Raw genomic sequence first — 23,125 nt, 5'->3', positions numbered from 1 at the left:
GAGCCGGATCAGACCTCCAGTTCCGCCTCGATCTTCCGCAGCTGGTGGCGGGCCATCGCCAGGTTGGACCTGGCCTTGTCGATGACGAGGTAGAGGAACAGGCCGTTGCTGCCGCGGGTCTTGAGGAGCCGGATCAGGTGGTACTGGGCGCCGAGGGTGATCAGGATGTCCTCGATCTCGTCCTTGATGCCCAGGTGCTCCATGGTCCGGAGCTTCGCGCGGACGACGTCCGTGTTCCCGGCGGCGGCGACCTCCAGGTTGAAGTCCTTGCCGCCGCCCAGGGTGCCCAGCGCCATGCCGCTGGTGTAGTCGACGAGTGCGACACCGACGGTCCCCTCGATCGACGCCATCGCATCCTTCAGTGACGCTTCGGTGTTGGCCATAGTGCTCGTTTCCTTTCCCTGGCCGGCCCGGTGGCCGGTCCGCTGCTGGGTGGTGCGTTGCCGGGTGGTGCGGGGTGTCACGTGGCATCCGGTGGGGTGGTGCGGCGGGGCAGGGCCCGCGGCGACTGCTGCGGCCGCGGAGGCGGCACGGGGCGGTCGGGGCGGTCCTGCGCGGCGTCGACCACTTCGCCGATGCGCGCACCCGCGCGGCGGCCTTCGAGGTGGAGACGGCCGACGTTGATGCGGTCCTCGGCGAGCAGGGTGAGGACGGCGGAGGAGCCCGCCGCGTAGGTGGCGATGTAGCCGCTCTCGCCACGGATCAGGAGTTCGCGGAAGCCGCCGCGTCCGGTGGCGTCGGTCATCCGGATCGAGACCCCGAGCGCGGCGGCGGTCAGTGCGGCGACGCCTTCCGCCTCGATGCCGGGGGTGTCCTGGGCGACGACCAGGCCGTCCGTACTGGCGGCCAGTGCACCGGTCAGGAGCGGGACCCGGGCGCGTAACCGCTGGAGCTCGTCGAGGACGTCCCTTACCTCTGCCTCGGGCACCATCAGCTGTCTCCTCCCGGCACGCTGTCTGAGCGCGCGTATCACAAGGCCTCCAATGCGTCTCTGAGCCGGCGCAGCAGGGCGACATCGGGGTCGGTCGTGACCTCGGGCAGCGTGATGCGGCCCTGCCCGGACCCCGATGCGGGTCCGGCGGCGGGACGGACCGCTTCGACCAGTCCGGCGGCCGCCAGCCGGCGCAGGTCGACCAGGATGTGGAAGGCCGAGCGGCCCAGTTCCTGGGCGATGTCCGTGGCCGTGCGCTCGCCGTTCACCAGGGCCAGGACGCGCCGCTGGCGCGGCGGGACCGGGGCGTCGACCGGGTGGGCCGTGGGGGCGAGCGGTGCGCTGTCGGTGAGCGCGTCCGGCCAGATCCGGTCCAGGAGTTCCCGGCGCCGGAGCGTCTCGCGCTGCACGGCGTGCACGGGTACGGGGCGGACCGGGCCGATCCAGTGGGAGACGCCGTAACGGAAGCGGGCCGGTGTGTGCGTGGGGGCCAGGGCGAAGAAGGCCGCGTCGTACAGGGCGCCCAGGTGGCAGAGCTCCAGGGCGCCGCCGGGGACCCGGCCGCTGTCCACGAGGTAGCGGCCGACCCGCTGTCCGGCACCCGCCTGGGCGACCGCGTCCCACCAGCCCTCGGAGCGCAGGGCTCCGCCGGTGGTGAGCAGGATGTCGATCCCGGGGGTCGCCGGGCTCTCCGCGTGGACGACCTGTCCGTCGGCGAGGTACAGGGTGCCGCGGTCGCGCATCAGTGCGCCGGTGGCGCGCTCCGCCTCGAGCCGCTGCAGCATCGGGGAGGGCGCCGCCCGTTCGGGTGCGACGGGCGGGGCGGTCGCGGTGGGTCTCATGCCAGGACCAGCCGCTCCGCTATCTCGCCGAGCCGTATGCGTGCCAGGGCGAGGTTGCCCTCCGCACGGTCCAGCCAGAGATGGAGGAAGACGCTGCTGTCGAAGGCCGTTTCGACGAAACGGAGGATGTGGTAGCCGGGGGCGGTGGTGACGATGACGTCCTCGACGGCGGGGGCGGGCGGCCCCGGTAACCCGGTGGGCGCGTCGGCCTGCGCGAAGACCGGCTGCTCGGCGGCCATCCTCGCCACCTCGGCCGTCTCGGCGGCCGTGGCCTCGTGGTCGCCGTTGGGCGACTCGCCGATCGTGCCGAGCGCGAGACCGCTCGTCCAGTCGACCACCGCGGCACCCCGGGCACCGGGCAGTCTCATGACCTCGATCAGACATTCGTCGATTCCGGGCAACGCGAACTCCCTCCCGACGTGGCGTGCGGATGTAATGGAGAGGCTACGCAACGTGTGCGCGCCTGGTGGGAGTTCTGGCATTTTCCATAGGTACATGCGGCGGGCGGTGTAAAGGGACCGTGGCCGGGCGCGCGACAGCCGGCCGGAACGTCGTCCGGCCGGCTGTCGTCCCGTGGCGGATCCGGTCCGCCTCCGCCCGTTGTCAGGCCTTCTCCTGGGCGGACATCACCGCCTTGTTGACCGCCCAGAGACCGATTCCGATCAGGAGGAGGATCCCGGCGCGGATGTAGACGTCCGCGGCCCGGTCGGCCAGCGGGCTCGCCAGGATCAGGGAGGTGACGGCCCCCAGTACGGGCAGCGCCGTCGGCGTACGGAAGTGCCGGTGCTCCACCCGGTCCTTGCGCAGCACCAGTACGGCGATGTTGACGACGGCGAAGACGCAGAGGAGGAGGAAGGAGGTGGTGTCGCCGAGGCCCTCGATCTCGCCGGTGGAGACGAGGCCGACGGCGAGCACGGTCACGAAGACGATGCCGACCCAGGGGGTGCGGCGCTTGGCGAGGACGCTGCCCATCGCGCGGGGCAGGATGCGTTCGTTGGCCATGCCGTAGCAGAGCCGCGAGGCCATCATGATGTTGATGAGTGCCGAGTTGGTGACCGCGAACAGGGCGATGAGCGCGAAGAGTTTGGGCGGGAAGTCGACGCCGCCCGCCTTCACCACTTCGAGCAGCGGCCCGCTGGAACCCTCCAGGGTGCGGGAGTCGACCAGCAGGGACGAGACGAGGGCGACCAGGACGTAGATGGTGCCCGTCACCGCGACGCCGATGAAGATGGCGCGCGGGAAGGTCCTGGCCGGGTCGTGGGTCTCCTCGGCCATGTTCACCGAGTCCTCGAAGCCGACGAAGGCGAAGAAGCCGAGCGCCGTCGCGCCGAGGACGCCGGTGAGCAGGGCGTATCCGGTGCCGCCCGTCTCCAGCTCGGTGAGCCGGGAGGGCTCGCCACCGCCGGACAGGACGGCGTAGGCGCCGATCGAGAGGATCACCACGAGGCCGCTGAGCTCGACGAGCGTCAGGACGACGTTGGCCTTCACGGACTCGGCGACCCCGCGCAGATTGATCGCGGCGAGGGCGAGGATGAAGAGGATCGCGACGAGGGTGGGCGGCAGGGCGTCGGTGAACTCGCCGAGGTAGTCGCCGCTGAACGCGCGCGCCGCGGCGCTGGCGGAGGACAGGCCCGAGCACATGACCATGAAGGCGACGACGAAGGTCAGGAACGGGACCTTGAACGCCTTCTGGGTGTAGAGCGCGGCCCCGGCCGCCTTGGGGTACTTGCCGACGAGTTCGACGTACGAGGCCGCCGTGAGTATCGCGACCACGAAGCCGATCAGGAAGGGCAGCCAGAGGGCCCCGCCGACCTTCCCCGCGACCTTGCCGGTGGTGGCGTAGATGCCGGTGCCGAGGATGTCGCCGATGACGAACAGGATGAGGAGCTTGGGGCCGATGGCCCGCTTGAGCGCGGGTTCACCGGACGTGGTCGACGCTTTCGTGGGCCGCGATGCGGACACGGAGCCTCCCCGGGAATGTGGTGACTTGAAGGCCTGCCCGGGGGAGGGGAGGACCTCACCTGTTGACTAGGAGTATTCAGGGAGACAGGATGTGAATAACAGAGCCACATTCGCGAGGAGGCACCGCCATGTCAGGACCCCGCCCCGTACGGGCACCGCGCGGTACGGAACTGAGCGCCCTGGGATGGCAGCAGGAAGCCGCCCTCCGCATGCTGCAGAACAATCTCGACCCCGAGGTCGCCGAACACCCCGACAAGCTCGTCGTCTACGGCGGCACGGGCAAGGCGGCCCGCGACTGGCGGTCCTTCGACGCCATGGTCCGTACGCTGCGGACGCTCAAGCAGGACGAGACGATGCTCGTCCAGTCCGGGCGGCCGGTCGGCGTCATGCAGACCCACGAGTGGGCGCCGCGCGTCCTGATCGCCAACTCCAACCTGGTGGGCGACTGGGCCAACTGGGAGGAGTTCCGCCGGCTGGAGTCCCTCGGGCTCACCATGTACGGCCAGATGACCGCCGGGTCCTGGATCTACATCGGCACGCAGGGCATCCTGCAGGGCACCTACGAGACCTTCGCCGCCGTCGCCGCGAAGCGGTTCGGCGGCACCCTGGCCGGCACCATCACGCTGACCGCCGGACTCGGCGGCATGGGCGGCGCCCAGCCGCTGGCCGTCACCATGAACGACGGCGTCGCGATCTGTATCGACGTCGACCCGCGCGCCATCGAGCGCCGGATCGAGCACCGCTTCCTGGACGTCCGGGCCGACTCCCTGGAGCACGCGCTCCAGCTGGCCGTCGAGGCCCGCGACGCGCGGCGCCCGCTCTCCATCGGCCTGCTCGGCAACGCGGCGGAGCTGCTGCCCCGGATGCTCGCCGAGGGTGCCCCCGTCGACATCGTCACGGACCAGACCAGCGCGCACGACCCGCTCGCCTATCTGCCCGTCGGCGTCGACTTCGACGACATGGCCTCGTACGCCGCCGAGAAGCCCGCCGACTTCACCCTGCGCGCCCGGGAGTCGATGGCCGCGCACGTCGAGGCCATGGTCGGCTTCATGGACGCCGGGGCGGAGGTCTTCGACTACGGCAACTCGATCCGGGGCGAGGCCCAGCTCGCCGGATACGCCCGGGCGTTCGACTTCCCCGGCTTCGTGCCCGCCTACATCCGGCCCCTCTTCTGCGAGGGGAAGGGTCCCTTCCGGTGGGCGGCGCTGTCGGGCGAGGCGTCGGACATCCACAAGACGGACAAGGCGCTGCTCGACCTCTTCCCGGAGAACGAGTCGCTGCACCGCTGGATCAGGATGGCCGGCGAGCGTGTCCACTTCCAGGGCCTTCCGGCGCGCATCTGCTGGCTCGGCCAGGGTGAGCGCGACAAGGCGGGCGACATGTTCAACGACATGGTCGGCAACGGCACCCTCGCCGCCCCGCTCGCGATCGGCCGTGACCACCTGGACTGCGGTTCGGTGGCTTCCCCCTACCGCGAGACGGAAGCCATGCTCGACGGCTCCGACGCGATCGCCGACTGGCCGCTCCTGAACGCCATGGTGAACGTCGCCTCCGGCGCCTCCTGGGTCTCCATCCACCACGGCGGCGGTGTCGGCATGGGCCGCTCCCTCCATGCGGGCCAGGTCTCGGTCGCCGACGGCACGAAGCTGGCCGGCGAGAAGATCCGCCGTGTCCTCACCAACGACCCCGGCATGGGCGTCATCCGGCACGTGGACGCGGGCTACGACATCGCGGAGTCGGTGGCGGACGAGCGCGGCGTGCGCATCCCGATGCGGGAGGAAGGCACCGCGTGAGCGACACCTTCCACGCCATGTGGCGCTCGCTGCGGCCCATCGGCCGCAGCGACGCCTCCGGTGGCTACCGCCGCTACGCCTGGACCGGCGCCGACGCCGACTGCCGCCTGTGGTTCCAGGCGCAGGCCGAGGCGCGCGGCCTCGACCACGAGATCGACCGCAACGGCAACCAGTGGGCCTGGCTCGGCGATCCGCTCGCCGGGGACGCCGTGGTCACCGGGTCCCACCTCGACTCCGTGCCCGACGGGGGCGCCTTCGACGGCCCCCTCGGCGTGGTGTCCTCCTTCGCCGCCCTGGACGAACTCCGCCGCAGGGGAGCGGTGTTCACCAAACCTCTCGCCATCACCAACTTCGGCGACGAGGAAGGGGCCCGGTTCGGGCTCGCCTGCGTCGGCTCACGGCTCGCCGCCGGGCAGCTGACCGTCGAGAACGCGCACCGGCTCCGCGACGGGGACGGCGTCTCGCTCCCGCAGGCCATGGAGGCCGCCGGGTACGACCCCGACGCCATCGGGCCCGACCCCGAACGCCTCGCCCGGATCGGTGCGTTCGTCGAACTCCATGTGGAGCAGGGGCGCGCCCTGGACCTGACCGGGGACCCGGTCGGGGTCGCCTCCGCCATCTGGCCGCACGGCCGCTGGCGGTTCGACTTCCGGGGCGAGGCCAACCACGCCGGCACCACACGCCTCGCCGACCGCCGCGACCCGATGCTCACGTACGCCGAGACCGTGCTCGCGGCCCGGCGCGAGGCGGAGCTCGCCGGGGGTCTCGCGACCTTCGGCAAGATCGCCGTCGAGCCGAACGGGGTCAACGCGATCCCCTCCCTGGTGCGGGGCTGGCTCGACTCACGGGCTGCCGACCAGGACACACTCGACGCCGTCGTCAGCGGTGTCGAGCGGGCCGCGCGGGAGCACGCCGAGCGGGCCGGGATCGATCTCGACGTCGTACGCGAGTCGTTCACGCCCGTGGTGGACTTCCAGCACGCGCTGCGGGACGAGATCCGCCGGGTGCTGGAGAAGCGGGGCACGCACGGCGCGGACGCCGGTGGGGGCACGGTGCCCCTGCTCGGCACGGGGGCCGGACACGACGCGGGTATTTTGTCCGCTTCCGTGCCGACCGCCATGCTGTTCGTACGGAACCCCACCGGGATCTCGCACTCACCCGCCGAGCACGCCACGGAGGACGACTGCGTGGCCGGGGTGAGGGCACTCGCCGACGTACTGGAAGGTCTCGCGTGCAGCTGACAACGCAACCGACGGGCACACCGGTCACCGCGACGTACTGGATGTCGCACGCCTGGCTCGGCACCCATGTCGAGCCGGGGGTCCTCCTGGACGTGGCCGACGGGCGCATCGCCGGTGTCCGGACCGGCATCGACGCACCGCCGCCCGGGGCCACCGTGCTGGAGGGGCTGACCGTCCCGGGGCTGGCCAACACCCACTCGCACGCCTTCCACCGCGCGCTGCGCTCCACCGTCCAGGTGGGCACCGGCACCTTCTGGACCTGGCGCGAGCTGATGTACCGCACGGCCGCCCGTCTCACCCCCGACACCTATTACGACCTGGCCCGGGCCACGTACGCCGAGATGGCGCTGGCCGGGATCACCGCGGTCGGCGAATTCCACTATCTCCACCACGCGCCCGGCGGAACGCCCTACGACGAGCCGAACGCCATGGGCGAGGCGCTCATCGCCGCGGCGGCCGAAGCCGGCATCCGCATCACCCTGCTCGACACCGCCTATCTCGCCGCCGGATTCGACGAGAAGCCGAGCCGGCACCAGCTGCGCTTCTCCGACACCACCGCCGACGCCTGGGCCGAGCGGGCCTCCCTCCTCAAGGGCGACGACGACATGGTGGTGATCGGCGCCGCGATCCACTCCGTGCGCGCCGTGCCGGCGGGACAGCTGGCCACCGTCGCCGGCTGGGCCCAGGAGCGGGGCGTCCCGCTGCACGTCCATCTCTCCGAGCAGACCGCGGAGAACGACGCCTGCCTCGCCGCCCACCGCCGCACCCCCACCCGGCTCCTCGCCGACCACGGGGTCCTCGGACCGCACACCACCGCCGTCCACAGCACGCACCTCACGGCCGAGGACATCGAGCTGCTGGGCTCCTCCCGGACGGGCACCTGCATGTGTCCCACGACCGAACGCGACCTGGCCGACGGCATCGGCCCAGCCGCCGCGCTCCAGAGCGCGGGCTCCCCCCTCTCGCTGGGCAGCGACAGCCACGCCGTGATCGACCTCTTCGAGGAGTCCCGGGCGATGGAGCTGAACGAACGGCTGCGCACCCATGTGCGCGGCCACTGGACGGCGGCGGCCCTGCTCAGGGCGGCCTCCGCCGACGGACACGCGGCGCTCGGCCGCCCGGACGCCGGCGTGCTCGAACCGGGCGCGCGGGCCGACTTCGCCACCGTCGCGCTGGACTCCGTCAGAACAGCGGGGCCGGTGCCGCGGATGGCGGCCGAAGCAGCCGTATTCGCCGCCACCGCCGCCGATGTGCGGCACACCGTGGTCGCGGGCCGGCAGATCGTCCGGGACGGCCGGCACACACGGATCGAGGACGTGCCCGGAGCGCTCGCCTCGGCCGTCGCCGCGCTGTACGGCTGAGCGCGCGGCGGATCCCCGCACCGTAGACCCGAGTCCGACCCGGGCTCGGGTCCGTGCCGGAAGTCCGGCCCGGACCCGAGCCCGCGCCAGAAGAAAGCTGTGCCCGGATGACGACGACCACGACGACCGCCATCACCCACATCGCGAACATGGTCACCAACGACCCCTCCCTCGGAGACGGGACCCCCCTGGGCCTGATCCGGGACGCGGCCGTCGTCATCGACGGCGACCGCATCGTGTGGACCGGTGAATCCAGCAAAGCACCCGCCACTGACAACGCCGTCGACGCGGGCGGCAGGGCCGTGATCCCCGGCTTCGTGGACTCCCACTCCCACCTGGTGTTCGCCGGGGACCGCACCGCGGAGTTCAACGCCCGTATGTCCGGCCGCCCCTACTCCGCGGGCGGCATCCGCACCACCGTCGCCGCCACCCGCGCCGCCTCCGACGAGGAGCTCTCCGCCAACGTCGCGCACTATCTGGCGGAGGCGCTCCGGCAGGGCACCACCACCTTCGAGACCAAGTCCGGCTACGGCCTCACCGTCGAGGACGAGGCGCGCGCCCTGCGGATCGCGGCCACCCACACCGACGAGGTCACCTTCCTCGGCGCCCACATCGTGTCCCCCGACTACGCCGAAGACCCCTCCGGTTACGTCGACCTCGTCACCGGGCCGATGCTGGACGCCTGCGCCCCGCACGCCCGTTGGATCGACGTCTTCTGCGAGCGCGGCGCCTTCGACGAGGACCAGGCGCGCACGATCCTCACGGCGGGGGCGGCCAGGGGCCTGCACCCCCGCGTCCACGCCAACCAGTTGGGCCACGGCCCCGGGGTCCGGCTCGCCGTCGAGCTGGACGCGGCCTCCGCCGACCACTGCACCCACCTCGACGACGCCGACCTCGACGCGCTCGGCCAGGGAAGGACCGTCGCCACCCTGCTCCCCGGCGCCGAGTTCTCCACCCGCGCGCAGTGGCCCGACGCCCGCCGGATCCTCGGCGCGGGCGCCACCGTCGCCCTGTCCACGGACTGCAACCCGGGCTCCTCGTTCACCTCCTCCATGCCGTTCTGCATCGCCCTCGCCGTACGGGACATGGGCATGACCCCCGACGAAGCGGTCTGGTCGGCCACCGCCGGAGGGGCCGCGGCGCTGCGCCGCACCGACATCGGCCGCATCACCCCCGGCGCCCGCGCCGACCTCGTGATGCTGGACGCGCCGAGCCATGTCCACCTCGCCTACCGGCCGGGGGTCCCGCTGGTGAGCGCGGTGTGGCGGGGCGGACAGCGGGCCGCCTGACGCCCCGGCGGCGGAGCCGTTTTTCACCGGTCGGTCACGGGATGTCGCGGTCGTCTACCGCTGGGTGACCGCGCCCGGTACCGTTCTGGGCAGCGTGGCTCAGGGGGTAGGACCGGGGGGTCTTGGTGAGCAGCAGGCGCATACGTGTGGTCAGGCCCGGAGATCTGGGCGCGGGGGACATCGAGAGCTGGCGGGAGCTGCGGGCCAAGTCCGGGGCCCCGGCCCATCCGTTCATGGAACCGGAGTTCGCCCTCGCCGTGGGCCGCGTCCGGCCGCGCGCCCGGGTGGCGGTCATCGGCGACGGCTCCGGGGCGACGGCCGGTTTCCTCCCCTTCGAGCGGGGGCGGCTCGGCCACGGCCGGGCCATCGGCCTGGGGGTCTCCGACGTCCAGGGCGCCGTGCTGCGCCCCGGGTCCGAGCCGGACACGAAGGAACTGCTGCGGGCCTGCGGGCTCTCGGCCTGGGAGTTCGACAACCTCGAAGAGGGCCAGAAGCTCTTCGAGCCGGACGCAGCGCGCGCGTACGCCTCGTACGTCATCGACGTCGGCGACGGCTACGAGAGCTACGAGAAGGCCCTGCGCGCCCGGTCGCCGAAGTTCCTCAGGACCACCCTGGCCAAGGAGCGCAAGCTCGGCCGCGACGCCGGGGAGGTGCGGTTCGTCCTCGACGAGCGTGACCCGGCGGTGCTGGGGACCCTGATGGGGTGGAAGTCCGCCCAGTACCGCAGGACCGGCCGCCGCGACCGCTTCGCCAAGGAGTGGATCCGCGATCTGGCGGAGTTCCTCTTCCACACCCGGGCGCCCGGATGCTCCGGCCTGCTCTCCGTCCTGTACGCGGGAGACCGGCCGGTGGCCGCCCACTTCGGGCTGCGCTCGCGCACGGTGCTCTCCTGCTGGTTCCCGGCGTACGACCCCGCGTTCGCGAAGTTCTCGCCGGGCCTGATCCTGCATCTGGGGATGGCGCGGGCGGCTGCGGACGACGGCATCGGGATGCTCGACATGGGGCGCGGGGCCGCCGAGTACAAGGACGCGCTGAAGACCGGTGAGCTCACGGTGTACGAGGGCGCGTCGGTGAGGCCGGGCCCGGGCGCGGCGCTGCAGTGGATCGGCCGCGAGCCCTCCCGCCGCGCCCACAGCTTCGTACGGAACCGGCCCCGGCTGGCGGGCCTGGCGCAGCGCGGCCTCGAACGGGCCGGCCGGCTGCGCGAACCGAAACGTCCATAGCGTCACGACCCGGGGGGACCGGATGCCGTACCGGAACGGACAGACAGGGAAGACGCCGCGGTTACCCGACATCGGCCGGCTCACCGGCCTGGCCGTCGCCGAGCTGGAGCTCGACGCCGCCGACGGCACGGGCGTACGGCTGGGGCCGGTGCCCGGCGGGCCGCCCCTGGACACCACCCCGCGCGACGGGGACGACCAGCGGTTCTTCGCCCTCGTACGGCTGCGCGGGCGCCCGGTCGGCACGGTCGTCGGGCGGGTCAGGGCGGGTGACGATCCGGCCGCCGTGCTCGCGAAGCAGGCGGCGGACGAGATCGTCGTCCCGGACGCCCCGGAGCGGCCGCCGGCCGGGGAGGTGCCGAGGGCCACGGTCGTCGTCGCGACCCGGGAGCGCCCCGCGCCGCTCGCCCGTGCCCTCGATTCGCTGCTCGCCCAGGACCACCCCGACTTCGAGATCGTGGTCGTCGACAACGCCCCGGCCACCGGCGCCACCCGCGAGCTGGTGGCCTCCGCCTACGCCGGCCGGGGCGTGCGTTACGCGCTGGAGCCGGTGCCCGGTCTGGCCGCCGCACACAACCGGGGCATCGCCGTCGCCACGTCCGACGTCCTCGCCTTCACCGACGACGACGTCATCGCCGACCCGCACTGGCTCACCGCCCTCACCCGGCCCTTCGGTGAGCACCCCCGGCCGGCCTGCGTCACCGGCCTGATCCTGCCGGCCAGGCTGACCACCCCGGCGCAGGTCCTGCTGGAGAGCCACGGCGGGTTCGCCAAGGGGTTCGCCGAGCGCCGCTACGACCCCGCGCACCCGCCCGCCGACGAGCCGCTCTTCCCGTTCACCGCCGGGCGGTTCGGCTCCGGCGCCAACATGGCGTTCCGCGCCGGGCCGTTGCGGGCGGTCGGCGGCTTCGACCCCGCGACCGGCACCGGTACCGCGGCCAAGGGGGGCGACGACCTCTACGCGTTCGTACGCCTCCTCGCCGAGGGGCACCCGCTGCACTACACGCCCGAGGCGGTCGTCTGGCACCACCACCGGGAGCGCTGGGAGGACCTGTGCGGGCAGGCGTACGGCTACGGCGCAGGGCTCACCGCCTCGCTCACCGCGCTCCTGCTCCGCAGCCCCGCCCTGCTGCCGCCCCTGCTGGCCCGGCTGCCGCGCGGCCTGGCCCATGCCCGCGCGATGACGGCGCCGCGTACGGCAGACGCCGCGGGCCGCACCGGCGTTCCCGGCACGCACGGCGCGTACACCTACCCGTGGCCCCGGCACCTGTCCCGTCTGGAGCGGCGCGGTCTGCTGTACGGCCCCCTCGGGTACGTACGGGCCCGGCTCGCCGTCCGAGGTGCGCCGCTCCCCTGGGAGGGGGCGTGAGCGCGCGTGGGGCGTCCCGGATCCCCGTGCTGCTGTACCACGCGGTGATGGACGACCCGCCGGGGTGGATCGCCGAATTCACCGTCAAACCGAGGGAGTTCGCCGCCCAGCTGGACGCGATCGGCGCCTGCGGCCGCACCCCGGTCCCGGTCGGCGCCCTCGCCGCCCATCTCGCGGGACGTGAGCCGCTGCCGGACCGGCCGGTCGTCCTGACCTTCGACGACGGTTTCGCGGACCTGCCGGGGCCGACCGCCGAGGCGCTCGCCGGACGGTCGATGCCGGCCACCGCCTATCTCACGACCGGTGCGCTGGCACGCCCGGGCCAAGGGGGCAGCCTGCTGCCGCCCGCGCCGATGATGTGCCTGGAGCAGGCGCCCCTGCTGGAGCAGTACGGCATGGAGGTGGGCGGGCACACCGTCACCCACGCGCAGCTGGACACGCTGCCCGCGGCGGACCTGCGCTCCGAACTCGTCGACTCCAAGGCGGCGCTGGAGGACGTCCTGGGTCATGAGGTGGCCCACCTCGCCTACCCGCACGGATACAACAGCGTGCGGGTGCGCCGCGCCGCCCGGGACGCCGGTTACGAGTCCGCCGTGGCCGTCCGGCACGCGCTGAGCTCCGGCCGGGACGAGCCGTACCGGATCGCACGGCTGATCCTGCGGCGCAGCCACACCGTGCGGGACGTCGAGCGCTGGATGGCGGGCGAGGGCGCGCCGGTGGCGCCGTTCCGCGACTCGCTGCCCACCGTCGGCTGGCGGTGGTACCGGCGGGCGCGGGCCGCCGCGCGGGGGCCGGTGTTCGCGGGGTGACACGGGTGGCGGGCGGAGAAATGGCCGGGAGCACCACAAAGGCGAAGCAGATTCCTATACTTCGCTTAGGGGACAGGACAGCGGCGTGACGGCCGCGACCACATCCGTGGGGGGAGTCGCACCGTGCCACAGCATGTGCCCGCGCCGGTCGAGGGGGACACCGCGGGGAGCGTCGAGCCGGTGCTGCCTCCCGGCGCCGCCCCGGGGGAGACGCCCCGCCGCCTCCCGGGTGCGCTGAGACCCCAGGTACTGCTCACCTGGCTGCCGTTAGTCCTGGCGGCCGTCCTCTGGATCTCCTCGCTGCCGCACATCGGGTTCCGCTCGATGGGCGAGTACGGCCTCCTGGACCGGCTGCCCGTCACCTACTACCTCTCCCTGCTCGTCCTGACCGCGGGCTTCCTGGCCGGTCTCCGCCGCGCGGGCACCGCCCCCTGGTGGCCCACCCTGTACTGCGCCGCCCTGCTGATGGCGCTCAAGGGCGTCCCCGCCGTCCTGTACGACTCGGAGCGCTACCCCTGGGCCTCCAAGCACGACGCCGTCATCGACCACCTGCTGGCCAACGGCGAACTGCGCCCGGGCGAGGGCCTGTCCGGCAACATGTCCGCCTACGACCAGTGGCCCGGCTTCTTCACGCTCAACGGCGGGCTGGTCCGCGCCTTCGGGGCCGACAGCGCAGCCGCCTATCTGAACTGGGCGCCCGTCGTCCTCGGCCTGCTGATGATGCCGGTCCTGATCCTGATCTACCGCACCTTCAGCGAGGACTGGCGCCTCGTGTGGGCCGCGGTCTGGATCTTCCAGCTCGCCAACTGGGTGGGCCAGGACTACCTCGCCCCGCAGGGCCTCGCCTACCTCCTCCACCTCGCCGTGCTCGCCGTCGTCGTACGGCACTTCGTACGCCCGGGATCGGCGGGGCGGCTGCGCTCACGCGCCTGGCTCGACCCGGCCGCCGCAGCCGTCCCGCCGCCCACCGGCACCCGGCAGCGCGCGGTCTGCGTCGTGGTCCTCGTGCCGCTGATCGCGGCCGTCAACGCGGTGCACCAGCTGACCCCGGTGATGCTCTGCGTCACCCTCCTCGCGTTCTGCCTCACCCGCCGCTACCGCAACCTCGGGCTCCTCGCCGTGGCCGGGCTGCTCATGCTGGCCTGGGACCTCACCATGGGCCGCCCCCTGTTCACCGAGACGCTGGGCACGCTGCGCGACTCCCTCGGACAGCTCACCCAGAACTCCCGCGCCGGATACGCCGGGCAGCTCACCGGCGCCGGCCCGGAACTCGCGGGGCGTGCCAACATCCTGATGGTGCTGGCCGTCGCCGTCCTCGCGGGCGCGGCCCTCCTGCTGCGCCGCCGCCTGGTGCACAGCGCCCTGCCGCTGCTGCTGGCCTCCGCAGCGCCCGTACCCCTGTTCGTGGTCAACGACTACGGCGGCGAAATGCTTTTCCGGGTCTATCTGTTCGCGCTCCCGGGCGCCGCCTTCTTCGCCGCCGCGGCGCTCGTCCCGGCCCCCGGAGGCAGCGGGGCGCACCGGGTGCGGCCCGCCGTACGGAGGATCTGCGCGGTCGCCCTCCCGGTGACCCTGATCGCGCTGCCGGCCGGGTTCATGCCCTCGTACTACGGCAAGGAGCGGATGAACTACACCCCGCCCGCGGAGACCGCGCTCGTCACCCGCGCCATCGACCGGGCCCCCGAGGGGGCGCTGATCCTGGCCACCACGGGCTCCTTCCCGAAGGCACTGCACCGCTACGACCACCTGGAGCACTGGTTCTTCGCCGAGCAGGAGCTGCCCGAGAACGTCGAGATGCTCAAGGACCCGGCGGACTATCTCTCGACGCGGCTGCCCGCCGGCACCACGGCCTACGTCATCCTCACGCGCACCCAGGACATCTACACCGCCGGTGAGGGGCTGCTGCCCCCCGGCGGCTTCGCCGCGCTGACCCGGGACCTCACCGCCTCGCCGCTCTTCCACGTGGTCGAGCGGACCGAGTACGGCGTCGTCCTGCGCTACGACAGCCCCTGAGCCCAGGAAGGCAGTTACGTGTCCGAGAACCGGCAACCGGCACTCCCCGCCCGGCAGACCCCGATCAGAGCCTCCCTGGCGCTCTCCGGATGGGTGGCGCTGGCCGCGACCGCGCTGCCGGGGGGCGCGCCCCTGCGCTGGATCCCCGTGCTCCTCTTCGTCTGCTTCGGCCCCGGCCTCGCCCTGCTGTATCCGCAGCCGGGACCGCTCAGGCCCGGTGCCCGGCTCGAAACGGCCGCGCTCGCCGCGCCCCTCGGGCTCTCCGTGGCCGTCGCCGTCGCCACCTCGCTGTTCCTGGTGGAGGGCTTCTCGGGGACGGCGTTCCTGGTGTCCCTCGCCGCGCTCACCACCCTCGCCTCGGTCCTCCCGGGGCTTCCGCTGCCCGCGGCCACCCGGGGCGCCGTCGAGCGGGCCGTGAGGCACCGGTGACCCGCCGCCGCGCACCGGAGCAGCCCCGGCCCCGTACGTACGCGGTGCTCGCCCTGCTCTCCGCCGCCGCGCTGCTGACCGGACTCCTGGCCTGGTTCGGCACGCCCTCCCCGGGGGACGACGAGAAGCTGCCGTCCGCCGGAGCCCTCCCCGCCGACGCCGCCACCGGCCCGGTCCCCGGCGGCACGTGCGCCCCCACCGCCACACTCGTACCGCCGTGCGGGGCCTGGTGGGGGGCCTACATCCCGTACGCCCCGAACGGCTCGCTCAAGGACGCGGTGTACGCGTTCGAGAAGAAGATCGGCCGGAAGCTCGACCTGCTGTACACGTACCACGACATGTCGAACACCGACCTCGACGGACAGCTCCTGACCCCCGACGAGCAGGTACTCGGCCGGGACCGGCTGCTGATGCTGGCCTGGGAGTCCACGGTGTGGCGCGAACCCCACCACGCGGGCTGGACCGAGGACCAGCTCGGCTGGGCGAAGCTCGCGTCGGGGGCGTACGACCGCGAGATCATCGACCCGCAGGCGCGCCGCATCAAGGCGTACGGGAAGCGGGTGTTCTTCTCCTTCGACCAGGAGGTCGACGCCCGGGTCGGCGACGCGGGCACCCCCGAGGAGTACGTCGCCGCCTACCGCCACCTCCACGACCGGTTCGAGGAGCTCGGTGTGGACAACGTGGTGTGGGTGTGGACGGTCTCCGGCTACCTCGCGAACGGGAAGCTCTTCGAGCGGCTCTACCCGGGCGACGACTACGTCGACTGGATCGGGATGGACCAGTACAACTACTTCACCTGCCACGACACCACGGACTGGAAGGACTTCGACCGCAGCCAGCGGCCGGCGTACGAGTGGCTGCGCACCCACATCAGCGCCGAGAAGCCGCTGATGTTCGCCGAGTTCGCCACGGTCCCCGATCCGGCGGACGAGGACCGCCAGCGCGAGTGGTACGAGGAGATCCCCGAGGTGGCCCGGACGATGCCCGGCGCCAAGGCGCTCGTGCACTGGAACCGGGCGGTCCCGGGCAAGGGCTGCGACCTCACGGTCGACGACGGGCCGGGCCTGGAGGGGTACCGCACGGCGGGCCGGGACGGCTGGTTCGAGCAGCCGGTGCCCGGCCGCTGACCCGCCCCCTCTTCCCGGGCGCCCGGCCGGTGAGGGCCGAGCGGAGCCCCAGCGCGGACACGGCCGCCACGGCGGTCATCGCCGTCAGCATCGCCCAGCCCGCTCCGGCGATCCCCGCCGGGCCGAGCAGCACGGCCGCGCTCCCCAGGACGAGTACGCACATCGCGCCCTGCAGGACGGCCAGCGCGCCGGTGCGGCCCTGCACCCGCAGCACGCCGATGTACAGCTCGACCACGACCCGGGGCAGGGCGGCCGCGGCCAGCAGCCGTAGGACCAGGGTGCCGTGGGCGGCGTAGTCGGAGCCGAAGGGGCGGAGGATCTGCGGGGCGAAGAGCACCAGGACGGCCACGACGGGGACGAGCAGGACCGCCATGCGGCGCAGCGCCCCGCGTACGCCCTCGGCCAGCCGGCCGGGGCTGTGCGAGGCGTGCGCGGTGAGGGAGGAGGCCATGTTGATGGCCATGAACTCCATGGTGCCGCCCACGGTGTAGGCGATGTAGAAGAAGCCGTTGTGCGCGGCGTCGAAGCGCACGGCCACCATCACCGGCAGCAGATTGATCATGGCCAGGCTGAAGAGCGCGCCGACGGAGTCACCGGCCAGGAACCTGCCGATCTCGCGCATCCGGGGCGGTTCGCGGTCCCGGTCGGCGCCGGCCTGGCGCGGGATCAGCCGGCGGAAGACCAGCCAGCCGAGGGGCAGTACGGACAGTGCGATGGCCGCGGCCCAGGACACGAAGACACCGAGGACGGGCAGGGCGCCCGCGAACACGACGAGGAGCAGCAGCTTGCCGAGGGAGAACACCGCGTTGCCGACGGGCACCCAGACGGCCTTGCGCAGCCCGGTCAGCACCCCGTCCTGGAGGGTGAGGACCGCCCAGGCGACGCAGGATCCGGTGAAGACGAGCCCGGCGGAGAGCGTGCCGAGCGGGGCGTACGAATCACCCCACAGGTCCAGCGTGAGCAGGAAGACCGTACAGGCGAGGGTCACGACGACCGAGCTGACCAGGTAGGTGCGGGCGACCAGGGAGCCGGTGGCGCGTCCGGCGCGGGGCACGTAGCGGACGACCGCGCCGATCATCGTGGTCGCGGTGACCGAGGCGAGGAGCCGCATCGCGGCGATGGCGGCGGAGCCCTGGCCGACGGCCTCCTCCGTGTAGTAGCGGGCGGCCACCAGCCAGAAGCCCAGGCCGAGAGCGGCGGAGACACCGGTGGAGAGCATCAGGGCGTACGCGTTGCGGAACATGGAGTCGCCGCCCGCTCCGCCCTTCGGCGCGGGCGGGGGCACCGCCTCCCTCGTCGGCCGGCCGGCTCTCGCCGTGTCAGCCACCGGGCAGCTCTCCCGCGGGGCGGACACCCGCCGAGGCCAGGACCTCGATGACCGGACCGGCGCGCAACGGGTCGACGGGCAGGGCGTGCCGGGCGAACCAGGCCGCCTCGGCGGGGGCGGGCGACGGGTCGGTGAACGGCGTGCCCGCGTAGGTGTCGAGCGGCGGGTCGTAGAGATAGCCGACGGTGATGCGGCGGCGGGCGAGCGCGGCGACGGCCGCGTCCCGGTCGGCCACCAGCAACGGCACCCGGAACAAAGGTTGTACGGGGGCACCGGCGGCGACCGGAGGCGCCCAGGGGCTCGCGAGGAGGCGCTCGGTGCCCGCCCGGTGCGCGTCGAGCCGTGTGTCGAGGCCGGCCAGCAGGCGCCGGATGCGCCGCAGCCGTGGGCGGCCCGGGGCGATGCGGTAGTCGTGCAGGTCGACGCGGACCCAGGAGTGGAAGGCCGTCAGGGAGGGCGCGGCGCCCAGGGCCTGGCGCAGCTCCTCCGGGCGCAACGGCATCCGGATCTCCTCCCGTTCCTGGAGTCCGAGGAGCCGCAGCGCCCACCAGGCGGCCGGGGCGAGCCGCAGCCCGCGCACGGCCGACTCCGCGTACGGGCGTACGGCGTAGGCGAGTTCGGCGGTGAGGCGGGACGGGTCGAGCAGGGCGACCCGGGCCCGCTCCAGCGGGGCGCGCAGGGCGGGGTCGGCGACGGCGAGGAAGCCTCCGGCCTTCGCGCCGACGTGTTTGGAGAGGCTGAAGACGGCCGCGTCCCCGAAGGAGCCGACCGGTCTGCCGTCCGTGACGCTGCCGATGGCGTGCGCCGCGTCCTCGATCAGCGGGACGCCGAGGCGGTCGCAGCGCTCGCGCAGCCGCCGGGCCGGGTCCGGATTGCCGTACAGGTTGGTGGTGAGGACGGCCGAGAGGCCGTTCCACACGGCGTCGGGCACGGCGTCCACGTCGATCGAACCGTCCGCGGCGGACAGCGGTGCCTGGACGGGGCGCAGTCCGGCGGCGAGGACGACGAAGAGGATGACGTCGTCGTTGACCGGGGACATCAGGATCCTGCCGCCGGGTTCGCACCAGTGGCGGAGCGCCAGATAGAGGCCGAGCCGGCAGGACGGGACGTAGAGGCACTCCCGGCCGAGCCGGGTACCCATCGCGGATTCCGCCGCTTCCGTCGCTTCCCGCACGGCACGGTCGGCAGGACCGCTTTCCCCATGAGTCATGTGTTCCCCCCAGAACCCAGCCCAATGTGGCCCAGTCCCGGGCACTTCGTCAACAATGCGGAAGGACCCGCCCGTCGTGCAGGGCAGGTCCTTCCGCAAGGTCGTACCGGTGTGCGGGTGACGCGGGGTCACTCCTCCACGGTCAGGCCCTTCCTGAGCTTGACGAGGGTCCGGGAGAGCAGCCTGGACACGTGCATCTGCGAGATGCCGAGCTCCTCACCGATCTCCGACTGCGTCATGTTGGAGACGAACCGCATGGAGAGGATCGTGCGGTCGCGCAGCGGGAGCGAGGCGATGAGCGGCTTGAGGGACTCGACGTACTCGATGCCTTCGAGGCCGTGGTCCTCGTAGCCGATGCGGTCCGCGAGCGCGCCGTCGTTGCCGTCGCCGTGGTCCTCGGGCTTGGCGTCCAGCGAGCTCGCGGTGTACGCGTTGCTCGCGGCCATGCCCTCGACGACCTCGTCCCTGCCGATGCCGAGGCGGTCGGCGAGTTCGACGACCGTGGGCGCGCGGTCCAGCTTCTGGGACAGCTCGTCGCCCGCCTTGGCCAGGTCCAGCCGCAGCTCCTGCAGCCGGCGCGGGACGCGCACGGACCAGCTGGTGTCACGGAAGAAGCGCTTGATCTCGCCGACGATGGTCGGCATCGCGAACGTCGGGAACTCGACGCCCCTGCTGAGCTCGAAGCGGTCGATCGCCTTGATCAGGCCGATGGTGCCGACCTGGACGATGTCCTCCATGGGCTCGCTGCGGGAGCGGAACCGGGCGGCTGCGAACTTGACCAGGGCCAGGTTGAGTTCGACGAGGGTGTTGCGTACGTACGCGTACTCGTGGGTGCCCTCCTCGAGGGCTTCGAGCCGCGCGAAGAGTGTCTTCGACAGGGCCCTGGCGTCCAGCGCGCCGACTTCGTCGTAGGGCGGGATCTCGGGGAGTCCCTCGAGACCCTCGAAGCCCTCGCCCGGGATGTGGTCGTCGGCGGTCAGGTCGGTGGTGGTGCCGGTGCTGGTACGCGGGCCGGGTACGGCGCTCGCGGCAGCGGAGTCGGAATCGGTCGGTCCCTGAGGACATGCCGACGTCGCGATGTGGGTACGCGATACGTCGAGCCGGGGTGACATGGTTCTCCTCCATCGTTCTCGGCATATGGCTGCCGATGCCCATACGTCTTCCTGCGGTGAAGCGGCGCCTCCGAAGCCGATCGAAATTACTCGTGCAGATGTCCCTTCTACCCTTACCCGTTTCCAGCCGTGAGTTACAAGCGCCAAATACGCCTGTATGTCCGGTTTGTTGAGTTCTTCGACTACCGTGTGGCGAGGGAAACGCGTAATGTTTTACGCACGTCGGGGGCCAGCCACGATGAAGCCGCGTACACAGGGACGTGGGTAGTGACGGACGGCGAAGAGGGACAGTCAATGGACCGCGGGACGGTCGGCAGTGCGAACCGGGGTCGGCTGAACGTCGGCGTCCGGACCGAGGGGTCGAGCGAGGTCGTGACGCCGGTGGGTGAGCTCGATCACCACACCGCCGATCTGCTTCGGGAGCCCCTGGAGAGCGCGGTCGCGCAAGGGCGCGCGCGCCTGGTGGTCGACTGTTCGGGGCTCGACTTCTGCGACTCCACCGGGCTCAACGTGCTGCTCGGTGCGCGTCTGAAGGCCGAGGCCGCCGGAGGAGGGGTCCATTTGGCCGGAATGCAGCCCGTGGTGGCTCGCGTCTTCGAGATCACGGGGGCGGAGGCGGTCTTCACCGTCCACGCCACCCTCGCAGACGCTCTGAGCAGCTGACAGCGGCGTTCCCATGCGTATCCCCGGCCTCGGGAGCCCCGGCTGTCACGCGAGTCACGCTCATGGCGTAGGCGAAAAGGGTGTTGTCACCATTCGGCCGGGCAGGAGACATCCCGTCGGGGTCATGGAACCCGCACACTCTGTATCTGATCAGTTCTGTTCGATGGCAACACGGTGAATCGGTGAGGTGAAGCGCTGATGAGCACCACCCGGCAGCATCCGCCGGGCGGCCTCGGCCGCGAGCCGGACGGCACGGGCCCCGCCTCTGCCGTTCCCGCTGACCGGCAGTGGCGCACGCTCTCGCTCCGGCAGGCCAGCGGCATCGTGCCGATGGCCCGCGACTTCGCCCGGCAGGCGCTCCACGACTGGGGCTGGCTGCCCGCGTCGAGCGCGGACTGCCGGGCGGCGGCCGAGGACGTCCTCCTGGTCGTCTCGGAGCTCGTGACGAACGCCTGCCTGCACGCGGACGGTCCTGAGGAGCTCCGTATCGCCTGCTCGCCCAAGATGCTCCGGGTCGAGGTCGTCGATGCCGGTGCGGGCCAGCCGGCACCGCGCACCCCGCACCGCGCGGGGCGGCCCGGCGGGCACGGCATGTTCATCGTGCAGCGGCTCTGTCTGGACTGGGGCGTGACGCGTACGCCGGAACAGCCGGGCAAGACCGTCTGGGCGGAGCTCGCCGCTCCGGCGTAATCCTTCCGCGCACCTCCGTGCCAAGTACGGCGTACGAACGGCCGAGGGCCCGCACCGATCATGATCGGTGCGGGCCCTCGGCCGTGTGCGGGGAGGTCCGTGTCAGTGGACGTCGCCCATGAGCTTCTTGACCTTGCCGCGGTACATGAAGATCGCGGCACCCGCGAAGACCGCCAGCGCGGCCTGGAGCGCCACCACTCCGTTGCCGTTGAGGTCGACCCCCGCGAGGGAGAGCAGACCCGTGGTGCAGTCGCCCGCCGTCACGGCCAGGAACCAGACACCCATCATCTGGCTGGCGTACTTGGCCGGGGCCATCTTGGTGGTGACCGAGAGGCCGACCGGGGAGAGCGTCAGCTCGCCGACGGTCTGCACGAAGTAGATCGCGACCAGCCACATCGCGGCGGCCTTGTGGCCGTCGCCCGCGATGGCCAGGGGCGCCAGGAACAGGAAGAACGACGCACCGACCAGCACCAGGCCGGAGCTGAACTTCACGATCGTGCTCGGCTCCTTGCCCCGCCGGTTCAGCGCCATCCAGAAGGCGGCGAAGACCGGGGCCAGCGCCATGATCAGGACCGGGTTGACCGACTGGTACCAGGAGACCGGGAAGGCCCAGCCGAGGACCGAGTTCTCCGCCGAGGAGTCGGCGAAGATCGCCAGGGTCGAACCGCCCTGGTCGTAGATCATCCAGAAGATGGCGGCGGCCACGAAGAACCAGATGTAGCCGGACATCTTCGCCTGCTCGGTCCTGCTGAGCTCCTTGTCGCGCTTGATGCGCGCCAGGACCATCACCGGGATGACCAGGCCGGCGACCGTGATCGGGACCAGCAGCCAGTTCAGCGTGTAGACGCCGGTGACGACCGTGCCGAGGTAGAAGACGGCGGCGATACCCAGCCAGATCATCGACTTGCGCAGCGTGGAGGAGCGCTCGTCCGCGGAGAGCGGCTTCGGCACGACGAGGCTGCGCTCGTTCAGGTGGCGGGTGCCGAGCAGGAACTGGGCGACACCGAGTCCCATGCCGAGGGCGGCCAGGGCGAAGCCCAGGTGCCAGTTCACGTTCTCGCCGACGGTGCCGATGATCAGCGGGGCGGCGAAGGCACCGAGGTTGATGCCCATGTAGAAGATCGTGAAGCCGCCGTCACGGCGCGGGTCGTCCGGGCCGTCGTAGAGCTGGCCGACCATCGTCGAGATGTTCGCCTTCAGCAGGCCCGAGCCGATGGCGACCAGGCCGAGACCGGCGAAGAAGGTGCCCTCGGAGGGCAGCGCCAGCGTCAGGTGGCCGAGCATGACGACGCCGCCCGCGATGGCGACGGTCTTGCGGGGTCCCCAGACGCGGTCGCCGATCCAGCCGCCGGGCATGGTGAGCAGGTACACCAGCGACAGGTAGACCGAGTAGATCGCCGTGGCCGTGGCGGGGTTCATGTGAAGCCCGCTGGGAGCGATCAGGTAGAGCGGGAGAAGGGCGCGCATGCCGTAGTAGCTGAAGCGCTCCCACATCTCCGTCATGAAGAGAGTGGCCAGGCCGCGGGGGTGGCCGAAGAAGGTCTTCTCCGAACCAGAAGTACTGGCCGAGTCCTTCGTCAGGCTGGACGCCATGGTCGATCCTTGCTGGTCGGGACGCGCCGCCTCGTGAGCGGTACGCGCCCGGTGGGGGGTAGCCGGCACCGGGCGGACACGCCCCACCCCTGACGCCTCGAGGGGATTCGATCCGGCCACCGCTCCGTGAGGAGTTCGGGGGCG

20 protein-coding genes and 1 pseudogene are annotated in these 23,125 nt (G+C 72.2%); 12 read left to right on the top strand and 9 right to left on the bottom strand.

What is annotated here, in order from left to right; genetic code table 11:
- Positions 1 to 8 precede the first annotated feature (8 nt).
- The 5 genes from ACIRD8_RS27045 to ACIRD8_RS27025 form a co-directional block, all read right to left on the bottom strand.
- On the bottom strand, positions 9 to 383 hold the full coding sequence (locus ACIRD8_RS27045; protein ID WP_099177260.1) for a hypothetical protein: 375 nt from the start codon (positions 381 to 383) through the stop codon (positions 9 to 11).
- A gap of 77 nt (positions 384 to 460) precedes the next feature.
- Entirely contained in the window at positions 461 to 931 is a 471-nt protein-coding gene (locus ACIRD8_RS27040) for a roadblock/LC7 domain-containing protein (protein ID WP_403996721.1), read from the bottom strand.
- Between the two features lie 38 nt (positions 932 to 969).
- Positions 970 to 1,773, bottom strand: a complete 804-nt coding sequence (locus ACIRD8_RS27035; RefSeq protein ID WP_403996718.1) for a winged helix-turn-helix domain-containing protein — start codon at positions 1,771 to 1,773, stop codon at positions 970 to 972.
- Positions 1,770 to 2,174 (bottom strand): hypothetical protein, encoded by a 405-nt coding sequence (locus ACIRD8_RS27030; protein WP_403996715.1) that lies wholly within the window; start codon positions 2,172 to 2,174, stop codon positions 1,770 to 1,772. Before ACIRD8_RS27030 ends, ACIRD8_RS27035 begins: the two co-directional genes overlap by 4 nt.
- Before the next feature lie 202 nt (positions 2,175 to 2,376).
- Positions 2,377 to 3,735: an APC family permease gene (locus ACIRD8_RS27025; protein WP_403996712.1), complete on the bottom strand. Its 1,359-nt coding sequence runs from the start codon at positions 3,733 to 3,735 to the stop codon at positions 2,377 to 2,379.
- Positions 3,736 to 3,863: 128 nt separating this feature from the next.
- Between ACIRD8_RS27025 and hutU the strand changes: the two genes are divergently transcribed.
- From hutU to ACIRD8_RS26975, 10 genes are all read left to right on the top strand, one after another.
- Positions 3,864 to 5,528, top strand: a complete 1,665-nt coding sequence (hutU, locus tag ACIRD8_RS27020) for a urocanate hydratase (RefSeq protein ID WP_403996709.1) — start codon at positions 3,864 to 3,866, stop codon at positions 5,526 to 5,528.
- 17 nt (positions 5,529 to 5,545) lie between these two features.
- Entirely contained in the window at positions 5,546 to 6,769 is a 1,224-nt protein-coding gene (locus tag ACIRD8_RS27015) for an allantoate amidohydrolase (RefSeq protein ID WP_403997047.1), read from the top strand.
- The gene (locus ACIRD8_RS27010) at positions 6,760 to 8,130 is read left to right on the top strand and encodes a formimidoylglutamate deiminase (RefSeq protein WP_403996706.1); all 1,371 of its coding nucleotides are present in this window, start codon (positions 6,760 to 6,762) and stop codon (positions 8,128 to 8,130) included. The genes ACIRD8_RS27015 and ACIRD8_RS27010 overlap by 10 nt, the downstream gene beginning before the upstream one ends.
- Before the next feature lie 107 nt (positions 8,131 to 8,237).
- The gene (gene hutI / locus ACIRD8_RS27005; protein WP_403996703.1) at positions 8,238 to 9,419 is read left to right on the top strand and encodes an imidazolonepropionase; all 1,182 of its coding nucleotides are present in this window, start codon (positions 8,238 to 8,240) and stop codon (positions 9,417 to 9,419) included.
- A gap of 140 nt (positions 9,420 to 9,559) precedes the next feature.
- Entirely contained in the window at positions 9,560 to 10,642 is a 1,083-nt protein-coding gene (locus ACIRD8_RS27000; protein WP_403997044.1) for a GNAT family N-acetyltransferase, read from the top strand.
- An 88-nt stretch (positions 10,643 to 10,730) separates the two neighbouring features.
- The gene (locus tag ACIRD8_RS26995) at positions 10,731 to 12,008 is read left to right on the top strand and encodes a glycosyltransferase family 2 protein (protein ID WP_403997041.1); all 1,278 of its coding nucleotides are present in this window, start codon (positions 10,731 to 10,733) and stop codon (positions 12,006 to 12,008) included.
- A 26-nt stretch (positions 12,009 to 12,034) separates the two neighbouring features.
- Complete coding sequence (locus tag ACIRD8_RS26990) at positions 12,035 to 12,817, top strand: polysaccharide deacetylase family protein (RefSeq protein ID WP_403997038.1); 783 nt, start codon at positions 12,035 to 12,037, stop codon at positions 12,815 to 12,817.
- A gap of 324 nt (positions 12,818 to 13,141) precedes the next feature.
- Positions 13,142 to 14,830, top strand: a complete 1,689-nt coding sequence (locus ACIRD8_RS26985) for a hypothetical protein (protein ID WP_403996700.1) — start codon at positions 13,142 to 13,144, stop codon at positions 14,828 to 14,830.
- A gap of 18 nt (positions 14,831 to 14,848) precedes the next feature.
- Complete coding sequence (locus ACIRD8_RS26980) at positions 14,849 to 15,259, top strand: hypothetical protein (RefSeq protein ID WP_403996697.1); 411 nt, start codon at positions 14,849 to 14,851, stop codon at positions 15,257 to 15,259.
- Positions 15,256 to 16,386, top strand: coding sequence for a glycoside hydrolase family 26 protein (locus ACIRD8_RS26975; RefSeq protein ID WP_403996694.1), 1,131 nt, complete (start codon positions 15,256 to 15,258; stop codon positions 16,384 to 16,386). Before ACIRD8_RS26980 ends, ACIRD8_RS26975 begins: the two co-directional genes overlap by 4 nt.
- On the opposite strand, the pseudogene ACIRD8_RS26970 reads toward ACIRD8_RS26975, so the two are convergent.
- From ACIRD8_RS26970 to ACIRD8_RS26960, 3 genes and pseudogenes are all read right to left on the bottom strand, one after another.
- Positions 16,346 to 17,671, bottom strand: a pseudogene (locus ACIRD8_RS26970) (lipopolysaccharide biosynthesis protein); the annotation flags it as partial. The gene ACIRD8_RS26975 and the pseudogene ACIRD8_RS26970 overlap by 41 nt on opposite strands.
- 34 nt (positions 17,672 to 17,705) lie before the next feature.
- Positions 17,706 to 18,854, bottom strand: coding sequence for a DegT/DnrJ/EryC1/StrS family aminotransferase (locus tag ACIRD8_RS26965; RefSeq protein WP_403997035.1), 1,149 nt, complete (start codon positions 18,852 to 18,854; stop codon positions 17,706 to 17,708).
- 197 nt (positions 18,855 to 19,051) lie between these two features.
- Entirely contained in the window at positions 19,052 to 20,035 is a 984-nt protein-coding gene (locus ACIRD8_RS26960; RefSeq protein WP_403996691.1) for an RNA polymerase sigma factor SigF, read from the bottom strand.
- A gap of 294 nt (positions 20,036 to 20,329) precedes the next feature.
- Here ACIRD8_RS26960 and ACIRD8_RS26955 point away from each other — a divergent pair, with 294 nt between their 5' ends.
- Both ACIRD8_RS26955 and ACIRD8_RS26950 read left to right on the top strand, forming a co-directional pair.
- Positions 20,330 to 20,698: an STAS domain-containing protein gene (locus ACIRD8_RS26955; RefSeq protein ID WP_403996688.1), complete on the top strand. Its 369-nt coding sequence runs from the start codon at positions 20,330 to 20,332 to the stop codon at positions 20,696 to 20,698.
- 198 nt (positions 20,699 to 20,896) lie between these two features.
- Complete coding sequence (locus tag ACIRD8_RS26950) at positions 20,897 to 21,388, top strand: ATP-binding protein (protein WP_403996685.1); 492 nt, start codon at positions 20,897 to 20,899, stop codon at positions 21,386 to 21,388.
- A 102-nt stretch (positions 21,389 to 21,490) separates the two neighbouring features.
- Here the strand turns inward: ACIRD8_RS26950 and ACIRD8_RS26945 are convergent, their stop codons facing one another.
- The gene (locus tag ACIRD8_RS26945; RefSeq protein ID WP_403996682.1) at positions 21,491 to 22,981 is read right to left on the bottom strand and encodes an oligopeptide:H+ symporter; all 1,491 of its coding nucleotides are present in this window, start codon (positions 22,979 to 22,981) and stop codon (positions 21,491 to 21,493) included.
- Positions 22,982 to 23,125 lie beyond the last annotated feature (144 nt).

Source organism: Streptomyces sp. NPDC102451 (genome assembly GCF_044765485.1).
In the GTDB taxonomy this organism is placed as follows: Bacteria; Actinomycetota; Actinomycetes; order Streptomycetales; family Streptomycetaceae; genus Streptomyces.
Note: the sequence above shows the minus strand (reverse complement) of the source record. Positions and strands in the feature narration are given on the sequence as shown.